We start from the raw sequence: 18,998 nt of genomic DNA, 5'->3' as shown, positions 1-18,998 counted from the left end.
TTAGCCGGAATCGCTGGCATTATGACTTTACTTTGCTGCCTCAATATTTGGAGGTACTCTTTGCTAAATTGCGGATTGCTGTGGTGTTCGGTGGCGACTGCGACCGCCCTGGTTCTGTGATTTACAAAACTCACAATCCCCGCGCTTGGAAAAGTTACGAAATCGTCGCCCGCGAGATTGCGAAAGCCTTAGCAGAGATTGGATTTCAGCAAGTTTTTGTCATTCCTGACGACATGAATTTGCCGCAACAACTCAAACAAAACAATATCTATTTAGTGTGGCTGAATACTGGCGGAGTCCAGGGCTACAATCCTGTTTGTCACACTCCCGCATTGTTGGAAATGTTGGGAATGCCTTATGTCGGTCACAATCCTTTAAATAGTTCAACTTTAGATAACAAACACGCTTTTAAGCGGGAACTGCAATCAGTCGGAATTAAAACTGCTCCATTTATGACTTGGCATCCTTCTCAAGGGATCTTGCAGCCTAATTTGCATCAGCGTTTTGCCATTGCTTTTGGTGACTATCAAGGACCGTTTGTTGTTAAACCAGTCTCCGGTCGCGCTTCGCTGCACGTTCATTTTGTAGACAAGATTGAGGGTTTGTCTCAGGCGGTTTCGGAAGTTCACCGAGACACTCACAATACTGCTTTAATTGAAAAGTATTTGCCGGGACGAGAATTTTGTGTAGCGGTCTGCGGCTATGTTACTTATGCTAAAGGCAGATTTTATAAAAATACCAAACCTTTTGCTTTTTCGACTGTAGAGCGGGTGCTGGAGCCGGAAGAACGCATATTTACTTCTATGGATCAAAAGGCGATTACTGCCGACCGAGGACGGTTGATGGGCGGTGACGAACCTGAACTAAAACAAGAGTTAATTGAGTTAGCTCGAAAAATTTATTGGGAGTTTAGTTTGAACAGTTTGGTGCGGATCGATGTCCGAAGTGATGCTGATGGCTCGCTTTATGTTTTGGAAGCAAATCCCAAACCGGATCTGAAACACCCAGGGGAAAATGTGACGAGTTTGGTAGCTTTAGGTTTGGCGGAATACGGGATGAGTTATAACGATTTAATTTTTAGTTTACTGGCGGATAGGTTGGATTATTTGTTGACTCAGCATATCCAAATTATTCCTCATATTGTGGATTTGCTTCATTAATCGGACTGGCAGGTTGCGCTGGGCGCACCTTACCTATAAACAAAAGGGCTTTGTAAAGAAATATAAATTGTTGAGCAAAGTGAACACAGGTTGGCAAGTTGTGATAGCTTTGAGTAAGATAGCGATTTGTAGATGTCCATTTTTCTGTCAGCATTTTCTGTCAGCATCAAAGTCACTCAATTTATATTAATTAGATAAAACAAATGCAAGCATTACTTTTATTTATAGGATTTGGAGGCGGGGCATTAGTCTGCTGGCTAATTTTGAATAAGCGAAATTCACGCAATTTGGTGCGGATGAAGGGTTCGCAGGAGGCTATATCGAATTTGGCGGCTCAGTTGGATGCCCGAAATTCGGAATTGCGGCAAAAGGTTCATAATGAAAATAAGTTAAATTCTGAATTATCCCAGTTGCAAAGTCGGTTTGAGGCTGTGACTCGCGAGCAAGATATTTTAAAAAATCAAGTGTCGGAAATGGAAGATTTTTTGGCAGGAATTGCCCAAGATCGCTCGCAAATTGATGCTCTGATTGCTGATTTGCAGTTTCAGCTAGAAAATGCTCAACAAGCTGAGTCGCAGTTAGCAGAAGTGGCAGAACTTAAAGATCGGTTAGAAGTTGCGGAGCAGGAGCGATCGCAGCTTAACGCTCAATTGCTGGAAAAGCAAGCAGAGTTAGAGGCGGTTGATGCAGAACGTTCTCAATTTCAGGCTCTGCTGTCTGAATTTGAGACTCAGTTGGAAACGGCTAGCCAAAGCCGATTGCAGGTACAGTACCAGTTGTCGGAAATTCAAATTAAGTTCGATCGCTCCACTGAAGAGCGGGAGCAACTTCAGTCTCAACTGTCGGGTTTGCAAACTCAACTGCAATTAGTCGAAGCAGAGCGATCGCAATTTACTTTGGAATTGTCAGAGCTACAAGCTCAATTGGAGAGTGCAGAGCAAGAACGCGAAATACTCAACTCTCAATTGCAAACCGCTCGCGAACAAGCACAGCAACCTCCATTTGAATTATTAGAACTGCAAAGACAGTTAGAAGCTGCTAATTTGGATAAAACGCAGTTAAACTCTCAAGTTCAGGAAGTACAAATTCAATCCGAAATGGTTGTTTTAGAGCGAGAGAGACTGCTGGCTAAGTTGTCAGAATTGGAGTCTCAGATACATCGCAAGGAGGGAGATAGCTCGCAACTCCAGTCTCAGTTATCAGAATTGCAAGCTCAATTAGAAACTGCTAACACCGAACGATCGCACCTTTATTCTCAATTGTCGGAATCCCAAAGTCAAATCGAGACAGCCAACCAGAGCCAAACTCAACTTCAATCTCAAGTATCCCACTTAGAAGCTCAGCTAGATAGCCTGCATCAAACTCGCTCTGAATTAGAATCTCAGCTAGAAACAGCTAACACAGAACGCTCGCAACTTTATTCTCAACTCTCGGAAATTCAAAGTCAAGCCGAGACAGCCAACCAGAATCAAAATCAACTTCAATCTCAAATCTCGGAGTTAGAGCACCACTTAGAAAGTGTGCGTCAAAATCGCTCTGAATTGGAATCTCAACTCACTTCTCAAATCTCGCAATTGCAAAGTCAAACCGAGACAGCCAATCAGAATCAAACTCAACTTCAATCTCAAGTATCCGAGCTAGAAGAACAGTTAGAAACTGTGCGTCAAAGTCGCTCTGCATTGGAATCTCAGCTAACTTCTCAAATCTCGGAATTGCAAAGTCAAATCGAGACAGCCAACCACAATCAAGCTCAACTTCAATCTCAAGTATCCGAGCTAGAACATCACCTAAATAGTGTGTATCAAACTCGCTCTGAATTAGAAGTTCAGCTAGAAACAGCTAACACAGAACGATCGCACCTTTATTCTCAACTCTCGGAATTCCCCGCTCAAATCGAGACGGCCAATCAGAATCAAAATCAACTTCAATCTCAAATCTCCGAGTTAGAACATCAGTTAGAGAGTGTGCGTCAAAGCCGCTCTGAATTGGAATCTCAGCTCACTTCTCAAATCTCGCAATTGCAAAGTCAAATCGAAACAGCTAATCAAAATCAAACTCAACTTCAATCTCAAGTATCCGAATTAGAAAATCAGTTAGAAAGTGTGCGTCAAAGTCGCTCTGCATTGGAATCTCAGCTAGAAACTGCTAACAGAGAACGATCGCGCCTTTATTCTCAACTCTCGGAAACTCAAAGTCAAATCGAGAGAGCCAACCACAATCAAGCTCAACTTCAATCTCAAGTATCCGAGTTAGAACACCAACTAGAGACAGTTTATCAAGAACGCTTGCTGCTAACATCGCAACTTTCCGAAGAGGGCGATCGACAATCTGAGCATTTTGACTCGGAATCAAAGCAAATTGAAGCATCTACTTCTAATCCCAAAGTTTTGAACAGTAAAAAATTTGTTGTTTCTCAGCAGGGTCAAGGCGATTATACTACTATTAGCGAAGCGCTGAAAAATGCAGCACCGGGCACGCGCATTGACGTGCATCCAGGCGTTTACCGCGAAAGTTTAATTCTCGACAAATCGGTAGAAATTATCGGCAGCGGAGAGGTCGCTCGCATTGTGGTTGAAAGTATCAACTCAAACTGCATTAAAATGGCAACTGACCGTGCTTTAGTGCGGGGGTTAACCCTGAGCGCGACAGGGAAATATTACGCTGTAGATATTCGCAAAGGCGAGTTAATCATAGAAGACAGCGATCTCACTTCTGCGGACTATTCTGTGGTGGGAATTTGCGGCCCTGATGCAAATTCTATTCTCCGCCGCAGTCAAATTCATGATGGGGTATGGAACGGAATTTTTATATCGGATAATGCGAAAGCAACGGTGGAAGATTGCAGTATTTTTGACAACGGCAGTTTGGGAATAGGTGTCGGATTGGGAGGAAAATTGATCGTGCGCCGGTGTCGGATTAATGGTAATGAAGGTGAGGCGATCGGCATTTACAGAGATGGCATTGCTACCGTGGAAGATAGTGATTTAACGGGCAATCCTGGAGGTGCTTGGCGCATTGCAGATAACGGATACCTGCGCGGCAAAGGAAATCAAGAATAGAAGAAGGAAGAGGGAAGTTCGGCAACGAGCACTGTACAAGATGTAACGGATGTCAGGAAGAAGGAACAAGGAAGAGAAAAAAGGGAAGAGAATTCCTAATTAGCGATTCCAAATCCCCGATTGCCAATTACCAATTACCAATTACCAATTACCAATTCTAAATGCCTAACAATCGAGCTGGATTGTGTTTCATCATTAAATCAATTTCGTGCGGAGAAATGCCTTCACCTATCAATTTTTCCACAAATAATTTGTAACCTTCCGCAGGCAAAGGATCGGGTTTCCTTCCTAAATCCGTGCTGAGAACAAAATGCTCTGCTCCGATTAGTTTAATCGCTGCTGCCATCTTACTAATAGAAACTTGATGCCAGTTTTTGTGACCGTCATCAGCGGCATTGTCTCCCATCAAATCGTTGACAAATGCGAGTTCTAGAAAAGCTCCCATCTGGGCGGCTGTTTGCATATTTTCTAGGGACAAACCGGGTACATCTGCCATTGCGTGGGTAATCAGGATGTTCTTAATGTTGAGCAGGTTGGCTTCAGCTACAACTGCCATCACTTCTTCTGAGGAAATATGACCAGTTTCCAATACCAAATTATCTTTGGCTACCATCTTCAACACCGCTGCTGTTTCCGGTAGAACCTTGCCATTTTCCGCAACTTTAATCCCCATTCCCGATTTGTGAAAAACCTGGAAGTGATGCTCAGCATCAACTGTTGGCAGCCACACTACTTTACCGTATTTGCCCCCGACGCGGTGCATTGCGTCTACAGCGTCGGGATTAATGCCACCGACAGCATGATTGAGAACAACTCCTCCGAAAACTTCGATTTCTGGTACTATTTTATTAACCAAAACTGCCCGCGCTGCTGTGCTGGCATAATGATTTTTCAATACCACAGCTTTCATCTTCGCCCTAGCAGCTAATTTCGCTACTTCAAAATCATCCAACCTGCGGGGAATCACATCAGGAGAAGAATGAATGTGAAAGTCGATCGCACCTTCGATCGTACTCTTTGGCAAATTGACCATCGGCGAATCTCCGACAGCATAAACTGGCAGACAAAACCAATAGCAAACCATCCAAACTAACGTAAAAAAAACAGCTTGCATTCATCCCCTCTGCGTTCTCTGCGCCCTCTGCAGTTCATTTTCTCTTAATTCTCTAAAATAAAAGATTTAACCGCATTTGCTAAAGCTTCTGCATTCTCTTCGTGCATACCCAAAGAACCGGGAATAACTCGCGATTCAACACCCGGTAATTCCGTTAATGCTTCCATTTCAGCCTTTGATTTTGGCGGCGCATTCTCAGCAATTACAACCATCACCGGCACTGCTAATTGTTGAAAATTATCTGTAAATTCCGATCGCACTTTAGCCGGATCTAAACCACCAGTCACAAAGGCAGCGGGACCGTAGCGAGCACCGGGTTTTTGCGTGATTTTCCACTTATTTTGAATGAAGTCGGGCGTGACTTTTGCAGCATCCACATAGACGTGACGCCGATACATCAAACTCAGGAAAGACGGCGCAGTGTTTAGTTTGTATAGGAATTGTCCCAGTAAGGGCGATCGTACTAATTCTCTCACAATTCTATGCCACCCGCTTTGCTGTTTGCTCATCGTCCGCAAAGGCCCGCGCCAAGTCGGCGCAGCTAACACAATCTTTGACCAAACATTAGGCTTTGATTGCACTAATTGCATCACATAACCCGCAGCGTGACCTGCTGCAACTACAGCAACTGGGCTATTAAAAACTGACTCAACAAAATCTTTCAGAAATTGATGGTACAATTGCGGTTGATAGTCGGTTCGCGGGCGATCCGATTCGCCAAAACCAGGCCAATCTAAGCTCACCACTTGAAAGTTAGAAGCTAACAATTCTGCTAAAGGACGCATTTCTTCTCGCGTGGAAACTGTACTGAAAGCAGGCAGCAGCAATACAGGATTTCCCTGTCCTCTGGTTTCATAAATAACTTTGATTTGCGTTTCTTTCCAATTCCAGAGATATTCTTGAACTGCGGCGGGATAGTTGCCAGAACCGGATTTTGTTAAATTTGTAGTTTGAGTCATAACTGTTTATTCTTTTAATTTGCTTCGGCTTGCTTGTTCAATTCACAAGCAAGTGCCTTATTTTTCATCATTTGAAAGATGTTGTAAAATCCGTTAGCGCGGGAAGGTGTCAGACTCACATTCAATCCGGTGTCTTGAATAAAATCTGGGGTAATGGTGACAATTTCAGCAGGCGTTAATCCGCTCAAACCTTCCACCAGCAAGCCAACTAATCCTTTGACTAACTGAGCGTCTGAATCGCCTTGATACAATACTTTTCCGTCTGCCAAATTTGCAGTAATATAAACTTGCGACACGCAGCCAGAAACTTTGTTTTCCGGCAGTTTGTCGCTTTCGGGAAATGCTGGGAGTCGCTTGGCATACCACAGCAGTTGTTCGTAGCGCTGTTTTGGATCGGAGTGTCGCTGAAAGCGCTGGACGATTTTAGCTAGGGCTGCGGGTAGCGCGGTGTTTGCGGACATGATTCACTCGTAGCGGTTTACTTCGTTAATATTATACATTTAATTTTGCCGGCGGGTGCGATCGCCTGCTCATCTGCTCCCACTGAAGCCGTATTCAGGTGAATCGGTTATTGTTATTGTAGTTAACGAGTTAGAGCATTCAAAACAGAGGAAATATGGTATTTAGTGCTGTTAATGAAGATTGGTGTCCAGTCGTAATGAACCGCGAAACGCGCAGAATAGTTAAAAGCTGGCAGCCAGAGGGCTTGAATGTATTAGAAATATCCGGCAATAGTTGGGGGAATTGGGAGTCTTTCAAAAGCTATAAATCACTTAAGTATCCCGATTTTGATATTTGCGAGTCTTGCCTTGATGAAACATTTGATTTAATAATTGCCGAGCAGATATTTGAACATTTACTTTGGCCTTACCGCGGAAAAAATATATATAGAATGCTCAACAGCAAGGGATATTTTTTAATAACCACACCCTTTTTGATTCGCATTCACGATTGTCCTACAGATTGCTCTCGCTGGACAGAAACTGGCATCAAATACTTGCTTGCTGAATGCGGTTTTAATTTAGAAAGCATTCAAACAGGAGCCTGGGGAAACCGAGCTTGTGTGGTGGCAAACTTTGCCAGGTGGAAGCTTTACAATCCCTCCATTCATTGGCTCGCAAACGAGCCAGATTTTCCCTTGGTAGTTTTGGCCATCGCACAGAAATAACTCGGCAAAAAGACGATTTTATCGAAAAACAAAGCGGTATAATATATTGTGAAAAAACTCTGGCTACAACATCGCATTTTTCCGGCAGTCATCTTCTTAGGATTGGGTTTGCTGTTCACCATCGCCCTTTCGCTTTCTTTTGGTGCGGTATCCATGAGTGCCGATCAATTGTGGCAAGCATTTCTGCACCGAGGTGATGCTGCCAATCAGACTATTTTATGGGAATTGCGTTTGCCCAGAGTTGTGGCAGCGCTGACGGTTGGTGCGGCTTTAGGAATGTCGGGGGCGTTGCTGCAAGGTTTGCTCCGCAACGGTTTAGCAGATCCTTTTGTATTAGGAATTTCGGCTGGTGCGGGGTTGGTTGCGATTACCATGCTGACTTTGGGAATATTTCAAACTTGGGTGCCTTTGGCGGCTTGGATAGGTGCTATTTTAACTTCGATGCTGGTCTACTTTTTGGGAAAAACTAAAACTGGCATTTCTGTTGAACGTTTGGTTTTAGCCGGTGTGGCTGTGAGTTCTCTGTTCGGGGCAATACAAACTACACTGCTGCTGTTAGCTGAAGACAGCCGTTTGCAAGCTGCTTTGAATTGGTTAATCGGTAGTTTGAACGGTCGCGGTTGGTCGGATTTGCAGGTTGCTTCACCTTATATTTTGACTGCTTTGCTGTTAGGATGTTTTTTAGGGCGCTCGATAAATTTGCTGGCTTTGGGCGACGATTTAGCTGTTGGTTTGGGGGTTTCGCTGGTACGATCGCGCTTGTTGATTGGGGGTGTTGCTACTTTGCTAGCTGCGAGTGCTGTCAGCATCGGCGGATTGATTGGTTTTGTGGGATTGGTTGTGCCTCACGGGGTGCGTTTGTTGGTGGGTAATGATTATCGGTTTGTATTGCCGCTGAGTGCGATCGGCGGTGCTTGGGTGTTGGCTTTTGCTGATTTTTTGGCTCGTTTGGGTGCGGTAGAATTGCCTGTGGGTACGGTGACGGCTTTGTTGGGTTCTCCGCTGTTTGTCTGGCTGCTCTATCGGCGTTCTAGTTATTAAGAAGAAGGAAGAAGGAAGAAGGAAGTTCGGCAACTAGCAATGTACGGGATGTAACGGATGTCAGGAAGAAGGAAGACGCAAAATTAATTACCGATTATCCATAACCAATAACCCATAACAAAATATAATGTCTTTAGAAATTCAAAATTTAACTGGTGGTTACGGCGAAGTTGCGATCGCCCGCAACATCACTTTATCTTTACAACCTGGTGAGTGGTTGAGTCTCATCGGTGCCAACGGTTCTGGTAAGTCTACTTTCTTGAAGTTAGTTAGCCGCATCCTAATTCCGCAGCAAGGAAGTGTGTTGCTTGATGGCAAAGCAATTCATACTCAACCTGCTGCTGTTGTCGCTCAAAAATTAGCGATTTTGCCGCAGCAGCAAACAGTACCGGAAGGTTTGACTGTAAAGCAATTAGTTAGTTTGGGGCGTTCTCCTCATCAGGGTTGGTGGCAGTGGGAATTGAGCAAGGAAGATGCGGAAAAGGTGGAAGTTGCTATCAGTCAAACTGGGATTGAGGAATTTCGCGATCGGCCTGTCGAACAACTCTCAGGAGGCGAACGCCAGCGCGCTTTTCTCGCCTTAGCTTTGGCTCAAAACCCGCAAGTTTTGCTATTAGATGAACCTACGACTTATTTAGATATTTGCTATCAGTTGCAATTGTTAGATTTGCTTGATCAACTCAATCAAAAACACAAGTTGACGATTATTACCGTGTTGCATGAAATTAATTTAGCTGCTAGATACAGTTCGCGGATTGCTATGTTAAATAAAGGAGAACTTTTTTCTGTAGGAACTCCGGCACAAGTTTTAACTCCTGATAATTTAGCTAAGACTTTTGGCGTAGAAGCTATAATTTTAGAGACTTCTGTAGGCTTGCAGATTTGTGCGATCGCTCCCACTCTTCACACTTAATCCTTGTATGATAAGTATAACCTTGCCCTCGCACTAAGTTCTCAATTTCTTCCTAATTATTTCTATTAACTGATTGTCACAATCCGCTGTTCTATCTGAGTGCCACAGGCTTTAAACTATTGCTTAGTAGTGGTTCCAAAGGGTAGAATAAAAATTAAGAGATACTTAAAAAATCCGATTTCAGGCAATAAGTGCGGTTTTTTATACAAAATCTACCGTAAACTATTGATATTTAAATACTTAAGCGCTAAAGTGCGATCGAACTTCCCGTCAATTCTGTCTCAACCTGGTCTAAACTCGGTGTAACTCCAGCCAAAACTATGTACAAAACTTTGTTTTATCGTACCGCTATCCTGTTGCTGAGTTTAGCATTTACCGCTTGCTCCGCCGCCACTTTACCCCAAATTCAGCAATCAACTCCTGCTGTTTCGCCAGCCAATCAACCACAAACAACTAACAGCGAATCAGCACAAAAAGTTGTAGCTTTAACACCTTTAACCGCCGATATTATCCATCAACTCGACCCAACCAAACTTGTGGGAATTCCCGGCAGCGCATTAGTCAGCAGCAACCCCAAATTTACAGGAATTACCGCAGTCACTACCGAACGCACCCCTCCTAATTTGGAAAAAATCATCGCATTGAAACCAAATTTGGTCGTAGGTGCGTCGGGATTTCACGACCAAACAATGCAAAAATTGCAGCAGCTTGGAATAAAAACTTTACTTACTCAAGTTGATAGCTGGAAATCCCTAGAAGAGTTAACAACTACTTTAGCTAAATCCCTCAATACAAATCCAGAACCTCTGTTAAAACGCTACCAAACATTTTTAGCAGACATCCCAAATCAAAGCCCTGCCACTTTAGTTTTGGTAAGCAGACAACCGATTTTATCTCCAAATCAAAGCAGTTGGGCTGGAGATTTGCTGGGTAAGTTTAACGTGAAAAATGTCGCCGCCCAGTTGCAAGGAGATAGCCCTGTTCGAGGCTACGTGACGCTTTCAGCGGAAAAGGTTTTAGAGGCTAATCCTGAAATAATCATTATAGTCGATCGGGAAGAAGGAATTTTAGACCAATTTAAATCTGATTCATTTTGGAATCAACTAACAGCCACTAAAAATAATCGAGTTTACGTTTTTGACTACTACGGATTGGTCAACCCAGGGAGTATCGAAAAAATTGAGCAAGCAACTGCTCAACTTAAACAAGTTCTAGCTAAAAAGTAGAGGGGGTTACAACAACTGAAAGAAGTAAGTCATTACTAAAACCCCAGTTTAACTAGGAACTGTTGAAGAAACCTTGCTAATTACACTGTGGGTAATAGCTGTAGAAGCCGTAAAAGCAGACCCGATTTTGATAGATCCAAAATCTATATAAATGCTGGAACAGATTGACTACCATTTCTCTAAAAGTGAGAAAGGGCGCAGCGATCGGAAACCTGGTTTTTGATCCTGACTTCCAATGCTGTTCGATCGATCGCCCTTACACCGGTAAAAGCGGCACACCGCGCAACTGCCGCAGGGAATTGATACAAACCGGGCAGTCGCAGCCAAACATCGCCACGGCCGCATCGCTTTCTTCTTCCGAAAAATCCAGCATCGCCGTCTGTTCGTCAGCAGGGCGCTGCCAAGCGATCGTCGGTTTAGAATCTGAAGCAGCGGTTTTGGCGGGGAGTCGCACGCAAGTCAGACGCTGAGTGTGGGGCGATCGCACGCAGCGGGGCGAATCAGCCGATTGGCTTGGTGTTTCGCCAATTTGAGCGGGATTTGCGATCGCGCTCAAAGACATCAGAGATCCAAACAGCGTCGGACTTACAAGTAAAGTGAGGAGCAATCTATTCATTTGTCGTCCTTAAGAACTTCAACGTACACATTAGCCCATTATCTGTTGCAATTCAACAAGGTTTTTGTCCCCCATCAGTATGATTTGCCGTTATTAAGGCTTAAAATCCCAATATTTACCGCCCAAAACTTCAACAATTATTCGGGTATTAGCAACCAGCATTTTCTGATAAGTATCACCTTCGCTCCTCAGTTTAAGATTTGTTGCAATTTGAGTAAGTTTAGCTTGCCAGTGATAACAAATTCATCCAAGGCGGGTAAACTGATTTCAGCAAGGGTTACTCGAAGCAGCGAAAAAATTTACCTCAGAAACCAGGTGGGGAGTGATGAGTACAGTTTTAGTGGTGGAAGATTCCCGCAGTCAGCGGGAGTGCATTTCACATCAGTTGAGATGCAGCGGATTGAATGTAATTCAGGCATCTGACGGTGTGGAAGCGCTAGATAAAATTGAGAAAAATTGCCCTGATTTAGTATTATTAGATGTCATAATGCCCCGTCTAGACGGTTACGGTGTTTGTCGTTTAATTAAAGCTAATCCCGAAACTCGGAACATACCGATCGTATTTTTAACAGGGAAGGGACAGCAGTTAGCTTTATTTTCCCGGGCGATCGATCGCGCCGAGGCTTATGTTAGCAAACCTTGGCAGCCAAGGGAACTTTTGGCAACGATCAAAAAAGTTTTGCTCAATGCCCATATTAAGTTCGATCGAGCTTCTGCTGAGGCTTGGACGGAATACGGAATTTTAAACTTAAATACAGTCGAACTTTATCAAAGCCACGCCGATGCTTGGACAAAATACAGCGCCCAAATTATTAAATTGTACGATTCCAGCTTAGCAGCTTTCGAGCAAGCGTTGGCAATTGAACCGAGTCACTCGAATGCAAACAAGTATCGCAACCGAGTCCAGACAATCCGGGCAATTTTGATGAAAAAATTAGAGCAAACTAAACCTTGCAAAGTGTGCGATTATTATTACGGTAAGGATGGCATCACTTGTGCAGTGCATCCGCCTGGTCGCCCTCAAGAAGTGTGTCGTGATTGGGAATTTAATTAAACAAAAATGAAAACAAATAACCGTGCTTACTTAGAAACCTTGTTGCAAGAAAGAAACGAATATCCCGAAAGAATGGCTGAAATTGATGAAAAAATTAATGCCACTTTCCGCAAAAATTACGCCATTTTAGTAATGGATATGTCGGGATTTTCGCGCACGACAGTCCGCTACGGAATTATTCATTTTTTGGCAATGATTCACCGGATGCACGGAATTGTCAAACCGATAATTTCCGAATACGGTGGCACTGTAGTTAAGGAGGAAGCAGACAATATTTTTGCAGTTTTTGCTGATGTAAAAGCGGCGGTGGAAGCTGCGATCGACTCTGTGAAACACACGGCGGCTGTCAACACGACACTGCCGCCGGAAATGGATATTTACCTCTGCATTGGTATCGGCTGTGGCGATGTTTTGATGCTGGAAGGAGAGGATATGTACGGTTCAGAATTTAATCTAGCATCGAAGCTGGGAGAGGATCTGGCGGAACGGGGAGAGATTTTGCTCACCTCAGCAGCCTTTGAAAAATTGGAAGGTGATAAGCAAGATTGGGAAAGAGTGGATTTTTCGATTTCGGGTTTGGAGTTGGTGGCGTACAAGCGGCTGTAATCAAGTTAATTTCTGTTGTCTTCTCGTTCTTTACCATGCTGGAAAATGAGAACATGACTTGCGTCAGCCTTGACTAGAAACCCGGTTTCTTCGCAGATATCGGGCGACTCAGCCATTTTGATAGAAACCGGGTTGATGAGGCTATATTTTTAGAGAATATCGAATTTAAATAAAATTTAAAATCAGATGATTGAGGAATACAAAACTTGGCAATCTATCAATTTATCCGCTATTGGACAGCGGCTGGCTTGGCTGCAGCAACAGCCAGACACAGTTATTTTTTGCAAAGAGTCTGGTGTTCACTATGTTGCAGTCACAAAAGAGCGATCGCACATTAAGCTATCTTTAGTAGAAAAAGTAAATCAGCACACAGATTTACTGCAATCTATTTTCGATTTCAACAATCCTTTACATTTAGTGTCGGAATATACTCAGGCGATGATGTTAGGTTTAGTGTGGCAAAGCCAACCTCAAAGAATCTACATAGCTGGATTTGGCGGTGGCAGAGTTCCCTTAGTTTTGCACCACTATTTGCCGCAAACTTTTATAGAATGTGCAGAGATCGAGCCGATCGCGATCGAAGCAGCTACACAGTGTTTTGGGGTGAAATTAGACGATCGGCTAACTGTAACAATTCAAGACGGCCGAGAGTATTTAGAGCAGCAAAAATCAGATACTCAGTACGATATCATCATGATCGACGTAGCCTTTGGCAACGGCTACTTTCCGCACCGCCTATCCACCAAAGAATTTTATCAAATCTGCGAAAAACACTTGTCCAGCGAGGGAGTTGTACTAGCAAATCTGCTGCACAGGGATCAGTTTTATGCCGAAAAAATCAGGACTTTTCAAAGTGTGTTTTCTCAGGTGTGCCTGTGTGTTTGCCAGGAAAGTAATAGCATTTTGATTGGTAGCAACAGCCAGGTTTTGGAGAAAGATGAGATTGTTGCTAAGGCAAAATATTTGCAAGATAGCCATCAATTTTCATTTCCATTAACAGACAGGGCGCTTGAGGTAAAAGTAGGTAGAGAATTGGCAGAGGCGGTACCTACTTTAGACAAAGCTCAAATTTTTTATGACGATTCGCCGCCCGCTGGTTATTTTGATTGCTGGTTATTCTGATATATATAATAAGTCCCAGTTTACTCTTTGTGGAACAGGCCGGAAAGCGTGTTGCTGATACGAAGTTGAGATCACTCAGGGATTGAAAGAGACTGCGGGATGAAATTGCCCTCCGAGTGCGATCGGATATAACCATCGACAATAGGAAAACTGAGGACACGGCATTGCCGTTTCCCTACCCCAACATAATCAATCTTCCTCGATAAGAGATATAACCATCGCCCGATTAATTGTAGGGAAACCGCACGGCGTCATCTCCTGACTGTAGGTAATATCAATTCCGATACCACCGGATTTGATATAACTCCTATTTCATATATTCAACCATCTGCTGTTCCAGCTTAGCCAACAATGTATCCACATCGGTTGCAGCTTCCTCAAAACAAACAGGAGGTTCAGGCTTAGGTTCAAAAAAAATTAACTTAATTTGACCTTCCCCGATCGCCAAAATCGCCACTTCTGTCTCAGGCTTGTGAGCGTTCAACACACCTACAACTTCCTGAATATGACTTCTCACTTGACGGTTCAACTCCTCAACCGCCTCTTTCTTACAATACACAAAACGCGCAGTTTCTGCCACATCAATTGCCAAAATCTCCTCGCTTTCCTCTCCCCTTTCTAGAAATAGCCCCCAAGCCAAAGCAGCCAATTCATTTTGATTAGCTTTCACGAATTTATCTAATTTGCGGCTCCAGCTATTTTCGTTGGGTTTGGACTCAGGGCTATCAAATAGAAACATTTTCTCTTCTTGTTTGTATAAACTAATATTTTACACTCAGCAGTCAGCAGTCAGTTGGGAGTTGGCAGTTGGCAGTTGACTGTTGTCATTAGTTAGCCATGCCCAATGCCCCATCCCTAATTACAAATTAGCAATTCCCAATTACCCAAAACCGCTGCGTTTCTATCTTATACCAGATTGCACGCGCCAGAGCGCCGCATAAATTCCGTCCTGTTCGATCAGTTGTTCGTGCTGCCCCGATTCTACCACTAGCCCTTCTTCCATGACACAAATGCAATCGGCATTGCGGACAGTAGAAAGACGGTGGGCGATCGCAATTGTAGTGCGATTCTTGGTGATTCGTTCAAGCGATCGCTGAATTGCGGCCTCAGTCTCGTTATCCACCGCTGAAGTAGCTTCGTCAAGAATCAAAATCGGCGGATTCTTCAAAACAGCCCTCGCAATTGCAATTCGCTGCCGCTGACCCCCCGACAATTTTTGACCGCGTTCCCCTACAATAGTGTTGTAACCGTCCGGCAATTGTACGATAAACTCGTGCGCTTCTGCAATTTTCGCAGCATTTACTATCTCTCGATTGCTTGCTTCAAAACTGCCGTAAGCAATATTTTCCGCAACCGTACCGTGAAACAAAAACACATCTTGACTCACCAATCCGATCGCTCTCCGCAAATCTTTTAAATTCAGGTTATTTAATTCTATCCCGTCGAGATAAATATTGCCGTACTGTACCTCGTACAGCCTCAAAATAAGCTTCACCAGCGTACTTTTTCCCGAACCAGTAGCCCCAACAATCGCAGTAGTTTTTCCTGCCGGCAGAGTCAAGGAGAAATACTGCAAAATCGGCTTTCTTTGATTGTAAGAAAAAGTAACATTTTTAAATTCCAACTCACCCTTAATCGAACTAACGGGCCGCCGAATATCACCCGTGTGAATTGCGATCGGAGTATCCAACAAATTCATCACCCGATTAGTAGAAGCCATTGCGCGCTGGTATTGATCCAGAGTATCTCCCAGACGAGTCAGCGGCCACAGCAACCGCTGGGTCAAAAACACCAAAACGCTGTAAGTTCCCACAGACAACCGGCCCGCCACCACCTCCAAACCGCCCAGAAATAGCGTTGCAATAAACCCCAAGAAAATCACAACCCGAATCAGCGGAATAAAAGCGGCCGAAAGTACGATCGCCCGTCGGTTGCTTTCGCGGTAAGCTTGGCTTTGTGCTTCGATGCGCTGAATTTCATAATCTTCGGAAGTAAAACTTTTAATAGTAGTAATTCCCATTAAATTATTCGACAGTTGCCCGTTCAGAAAACTCACCTTTTCCCGCACATCAGCATAGAGAGGAGCGAGGCGATTTTGAAAGGCGATCGAACCCCAAATAATAAAAGGTATGGGCAGCATAGACAGCCCAGCAACAAGAGGAGATGCCGCAAAAAAAGCCGCGCCAATCACAACAACCGTTGTCATTACCTGAATTATCTCATTAGCGCCGTCGTCCAAAAAACGTTCGAGTTGATTGATATCATCATTGAGAATAGAAATCAAACCGCCCGTGCTGCGTTCTTCAAAATAAGCTAATTCTAATTCCTGCAAATGGCTGTAAGCTTCCAGACGCAAATCGTGCTCAATATCCTGAGCCAAATTGCGCCACAAATAATCATAGGCATATTCAAAAAGAGATTCCAACGTCCAAATAACCGCGCTCAAAAAAGTGATAATTGCCAGTTGCCAAAAGACATCTTTTATGCCCCACTGAGCGAGGATAGAATCTTGCTGTTTCACCACCACATCAACGGCAATACCGATTAATGCTGGCGGTGCTAAATCGAAGAATTTATTCAGCAGCGAACAGATACTTGCCAGCCAAGCTTTCAGGCGGTAGCGGCGGCCGTACTTCAGCAGCCGCTTTAGGGGATGGACAGGTTTTGATGGATTTGGTGATGCTTGAGAATCATTCATAGGGCATGGGGCATCGGAAATAGGGCCGAGAATTAAAAATTAGTAGGGTGATCCGCGCGCACCTTACCCTTGTTTAATTTTTAATTCTCAAATGCCCTGTTCCTAGGCTTTAAATGTTAACACTGGCTTCATTTTAGCGACTACACCAACTATTTGCGCCTCAACCTGAACGTCAATTACTGGGTCAACTACCCAGCATCAAGCGGAGTACCGCTATGATGTGGGCTTGTATCTGAACTCCACCGCAATTCCGAAAACCTTTGCAGGATTTGGGCTTTGGTTTCACCGCTCGATACATCAGGGGATGCTGACAAGCTCCCCGTGCTCATCCAGTCTTGCCGGACAAGCAACGCTCTCATTGCAATATTTCGCGCACCAACCAAATCAGCGTGTAACTCATGACTACAACATTCGCATCGAAACAATAGTCCTTTGTTTGGTCTATTAGCATCCGAAGTATGTCCACATTTAGGACAACTTTTCGATGTGTAATGAGCCGGAACTTTAGTTGCTAACGAACCATTTAGATTGGCTTTGTAGTCGATATATCCGTGCAATTCGGCATAAGACCATTTAGCTTTATTTCGATTAGCTCTACGTCTCTTTTTGCTTGCCGTCTTGCTCGATTTTCTCCTAGTCCTGTCCCGTATTCCGGTGAGGTTTTCTAGTCCAATTAGGGTGTTAGGTTTGGCAATATCCTTACTGATCTGGTGGTTTACATCAGCGATAAACCGTCTTTCTTTCCCAGACAAAGCGATTAGTCTTCGCTTCGCTGAACGAGTGTCTTTACGCTGAAGAGTCATCCGTGCTTTATGGTAGCGGTTAGCTTTATGTATAGCATTCTTCCCTGAGTAGAATTTAGCCTTATTTTGCAAGTCTATTTCCACCGCTAAGTAGCGCATACCCACGTCAACACCAGAGACTCTAGTTATTTTCAGTGGGTCAATCTTAGGCGTTTCTACTTCGATACTTACCATCAGATAGTAGATCGTGGAGGAACGCTGATAGACAATTTTAGCCGCTCCAATCCTTGCACCATTAGCAATTAAATCTAAATGCTTATTGTAACCATCATACGAGACCACTATCCGACCTTGGAGAGTGATGATACTCACTTGCCTCTCGGCTTTAAAAGAGTAGTCACGTTGATAATTTAGGGTACAAGTTCGAGATATATATTTGGGGGCTTTGTCTAGCCCTTTATACCGTCTCTTAGTGTAGCCTTTAGCAATAGCATCGTTAGATTGTTTTACCTTAGTCCACAGAGTCTTATAGGTTCCAGACACTTGTCTGGGTACATTGCAAGCCATTTGCGCTCCCAGCCCAAATCGAACCCGCAATTCGTTGTAGACCGCTTTCTGTAACTTAGCACCATTGCTGGTTTTGCCTGCATCAAAAGCAACTTGTGAAGTGTAATTCAAGGCATCTCGGTAGGCTAAAGCAGTCTGAGACACCAAAGCTTTTTGCTCGGCAGTCAGTTTTAGTTTTAGCTTGGCGGTGATTACTTGGGACATTATTTTCACGAACTTTGGTATTATTGTATCTCGTGAAGATAGTAAAAACAAGGGGCAGGATCAGGAATCTGTTCGTTCTTCGACCACCCCTTCCCGTACAACATCTAAAGATTGTCGGTTTTGGTCAGGGGTGGATCTCTTCACTTACGCGCATTCCTCCCGACGCTCACGCCCTGCGGTAGAGCGTGGGACTCCTGCTGTCTAGTTGAATAGGCTTGTAAATCGATCGTTCCCCGAACCAACCAGCAAAAAAGACGGCGCGCCCATCGAACCCGGTATAATTACAGGCTGACCGGAATGTGCGGGACAAGCGCCTTTGCGCGTTACCCAGCCGGCACCTTCAGCCAAAGTGAGATTGTGAGGCAAATCGTATACTAAGGGAGCTTCGACATCGCCGAAAACTTGCCGCAAACGCAACCGCAGAAGTTCTGCTAGCAGCAAACGGTTAATAAAACCGTAGTTAGCGGCGGTTGCTTCCGCTTTCAGGTAGCTGTTCACAAGTTCGGGATTTGCTGCCGCAGACAGCGGGAAAAGCCTGGATTCAGGATGTTTCAGAGTTTTCGGCCAGGCGTCGCAAGCTCGATCGCGCCACATTCCGCCGATGTATTTGCCGACATTCCGCGAACCCGAATGAATCATGAAAGCGATTTGTCCCGATCGAACTCCCCAAGTATAGAACCCATTTGAGATCTTTTGACGATCGCCCGTAGAGATGCGATCGGCTCGTGTCACGGGCGATCGGCTCGTG

Annotated in this window: 17 protein-coding genes; 9 read left to right on the top strand and 8 right to left on the bottom strand. The window is 44.2% G+C overall.

Going from position 1 to position 18,998, the window contains the following annotated elements; all coding sequences use genetic code 11:
- A partial coding sequence (locus QUA45_RS23260) for an ATP-grasp domain-containing protein (RefSeq protein WP_333222233.1) occupies positions 1 to 1,160 on the top strand: 1,160 nt, incomplete at its 5' end.
- 203 nt (positions 1,161 to 1,363) lie between these two features.
- Entirely contained in the window at positions 1,364 to 4,219 is a 2,856-nt protein-coding gene (locus tag QUA45_RS23255) for a right-handed parallel beta-helix repeat-containing protein (protein WP_333222232.1), read from the top strand.
- A gap of 157 nt (positions 4,220 to 4,376) precedes the next feature.
- Here QUA45_RS23255 and QUA45_RS23250 read toward each other — a convergent pair whose 3' ends face one another.
- From QUA45_RS23250 to QUA45_RS23240, 3 genes are read right to left on the bottom strand one after another with little or no spacing between them, the layout of a single operon-like run.
- A complete protein-coding gene (locus QUA45_RS23250) occupies positions 4,377 to 5,333 on the bottom strand; it encodes a DUF6282 family protein (RefSeq protein WP_333222231.1) in 957 nt (318 codons plus the stop codon).
- A 44-nt stretch (positions 5,334 to 5,377) separates the two neighbouring features.
- Positions 5,378 to 6,292: an alpha/beta hydrolase gene (locus QUA45_RS23245; protein WP_333222230.1), complete on the bottom strand. Its 915-nt coding sequence runs from the start codon at positions 6,290 to 6,292 to the stop codon at positions 5,378 to 5,380.
- 14 nt (positions 6,293 to 6,306) lie between these two features.
- Positions 6,307 to 6,753, bottom strand: coding sequence for a SufE family protein (locus QUA45_RS23240; RefSeq protein ID WP_333099944.1), 447 nt, complete (start codon positions 6,751 to 6,753; stop codon positions 6,307 to 6,309).
- 155 nt (positions 6,754 to 6,908) lie between these two features.
- Between QUA45_RS23240 and QUA45_RS23235 the strand changes: the two genes are divergently transcribed.
- The 4 genes from QUA45_RS23235 (at position 6,909) to QUA45_RS23220 (ending at position 10,640) form a co-directional block, all read left to right on the top strand.
- The gene (locus QUA45_RS23235) at positions 6,909 to 7,460 is read left to right on the top strand and encodes a hypothetical protein (RefSeq protein WP_333222229.1); all 552 of its coding nucleotides are present in this window, start codon (positions 6,909 to 6,911) and stop codon (positions 7,458 to 7,460) included.
- A 48-nt stretch (positions 7,461 to 7,508) separates the two neighbouring features.
- Positions 7,509 to 8,501, top strand: a complete 993-nt coding sequence (locus tag QUA45_RS23230; protein ID WP_333099941.1) for an iron ABC transporter permease — start codon at positions 7,509 to 7,511, stop codon at positions 8,499 to 8,501.
- 127 nt (positions 8,502 to 8,628) lie between these two features.
- The gene (locus QUA45_RS23225) at positions 8,629 to 9,414 is read left to right on the top strand and encodes an ABC transporter ATP-binding protein (RefSeq protein ID WP_333149528.1); all 786 of its coding nucleotides are present in this window, start codon (positions 8,629 to 8,631) and stop codon (positions 9,412 to 9,414) included.
- 320 nt (positions 9,415 to 9,734) lie between these two features.
- The gene (locus tag QUA45_RS23220; protein WP_333099939.1) at positions 9,735 to 10,640 is read left to right on the top strand and encodes an ABC transporter substrate-binding protein; all 906 of its coding nucleotides are present in this window, start codon (positions 9,735 to 9,737) and stop codon (positions 10,638 to 10,640) included.
- Between the two features lie 256 nt (positions 10,641 to 10,896).
- Here the strand turns inward: QUA45_RS23220 and QUA45_RS23215 are convergent, their stop codons facing one another.
- Positions 10,897 to 11,256, bottom strand: coding sequence for a hypothetical protein (locus tag QUA45_RS23215; protein WP_333099938.1), 360 nt, complete (start codon positions 11,254 to 11,256; stop codon positions 10,897 to 10,899).
- A gap of 325 nt (positions 11,257 to 11,581) precedes the next feature.
- Between QUA45_RS23215 and QUA45_RS23210 the strand changes: the two genes are divergently transcribed.
- The 3 genes from QUA45_RS23210 (at position 11,582) to QUA45_RS23200 (ending at position 14,038) form a co-directional block, all read left to right on the top strand.
- The gene (locus tag QUA45_RS23210; protein WP_333149532.1) at positions 11,582 to 12,310 is read left to right on the top strand and encodes a response regulator; all 729 of its coding nucleotides are present in this window, start codon (positions 11,582 to 11,584) and stop codon (positions 12,308 to 12,310) included.
- A 6-nt stretch (positions 12,311 to 12,316) separates the two neighbouring features.
- Positions 12,317 to 12,916: an adenylate/guanylate cyclase domain-containing protein gene (locus QUA45_RS23205; RefSeq protein WP_333074421.1), complete on the top strand. Its 600-nt coding sequence runs from the start codon at positions 12,317 to 12,319 to the stop codon at positions 12,914 to 12,916.
- Between the two features lie 186 nt (positions 12,917 to 13,102).
- Positions 13,103 to 14,038, top strand: a complete 936-nt coding sequence (locus tag QUA45_RS23200; RefSeq protein WP_333149534.1) for a fused MFS/spermidine synthase — start codon at positions 13,103 to 13,105, stop codon at positions 14,036 to 14,038.
- A 307-nt stretch (positions 14,039 to 14,345) separates the two neighbouring features.
- Here QUA45_RS23200 and ccmS read toward each other — a convergent pair whose 3' ends face one another.
- The 4 genes from ccmS to QUA45_RS23180 form a co-directional block, all read right to left on the bottom strand.
- Positions 14,346 to 14,777 (bottom strand): beta-carboxysome assembly chaperone CcmS, encoded by a 432-nt coding sequence (ccmS, locus tag QUA45_RS23195; protein ID WP_333038598.1) that lies wholly within the window; start codon positions 14,775 to 14,777, stop codon positions 14,346 to 14,348.
- Positions 14,778 to 14,939: 162 nt separating this feature from the next.
- Entirely contained in the window at positions 14,940 to 16,736 is a 1,797-nt protein-coding gene (locus tag QUA45_RS23190; RefSeq protein WP_333099930.1) for an ABC transporter ATP-binding protein, read from the bottom strand.
- 188 nt (positions 16,737 to 16,924) lie between these two features.
- Positions 16,925 to 18,250 carry a transposase gene (locus tag QUA45_RS23185; protein ID WP_333099967.1) on the bottom strand — a complete coding sequence of 442 codons (1,326 nt, stop codon included), beginning with the start codon at positions 18,248 to 18,250 and terminating at the stop codon, positions 16,925 to 16,927.
- A 201-nt stretch (positions 18,251 to 18,451) separates the two neighbouring features.
- A partial coding sequence (locus QUA45_RS23180; protein WP_333222228.1) for an RtcB family protein occupies positions 18,452 to 18,998 on the bottom strand: 547 nt, incomplete at its 5' end.

This window comes from Microcoleus sp. Pol12A5 (assembly GCF_036701435.1).
GTDB lineage: Bacteria > Cyanobacteriota > Cyanobacteriia > Cyanobacteriales > Microcoleaceae > Microcoleus.
The sequence above is the reverse complement of the archived record's forward strand: the minus strand, read 5'-3'. Positions and strand labels throughout refer to the sequence as shown.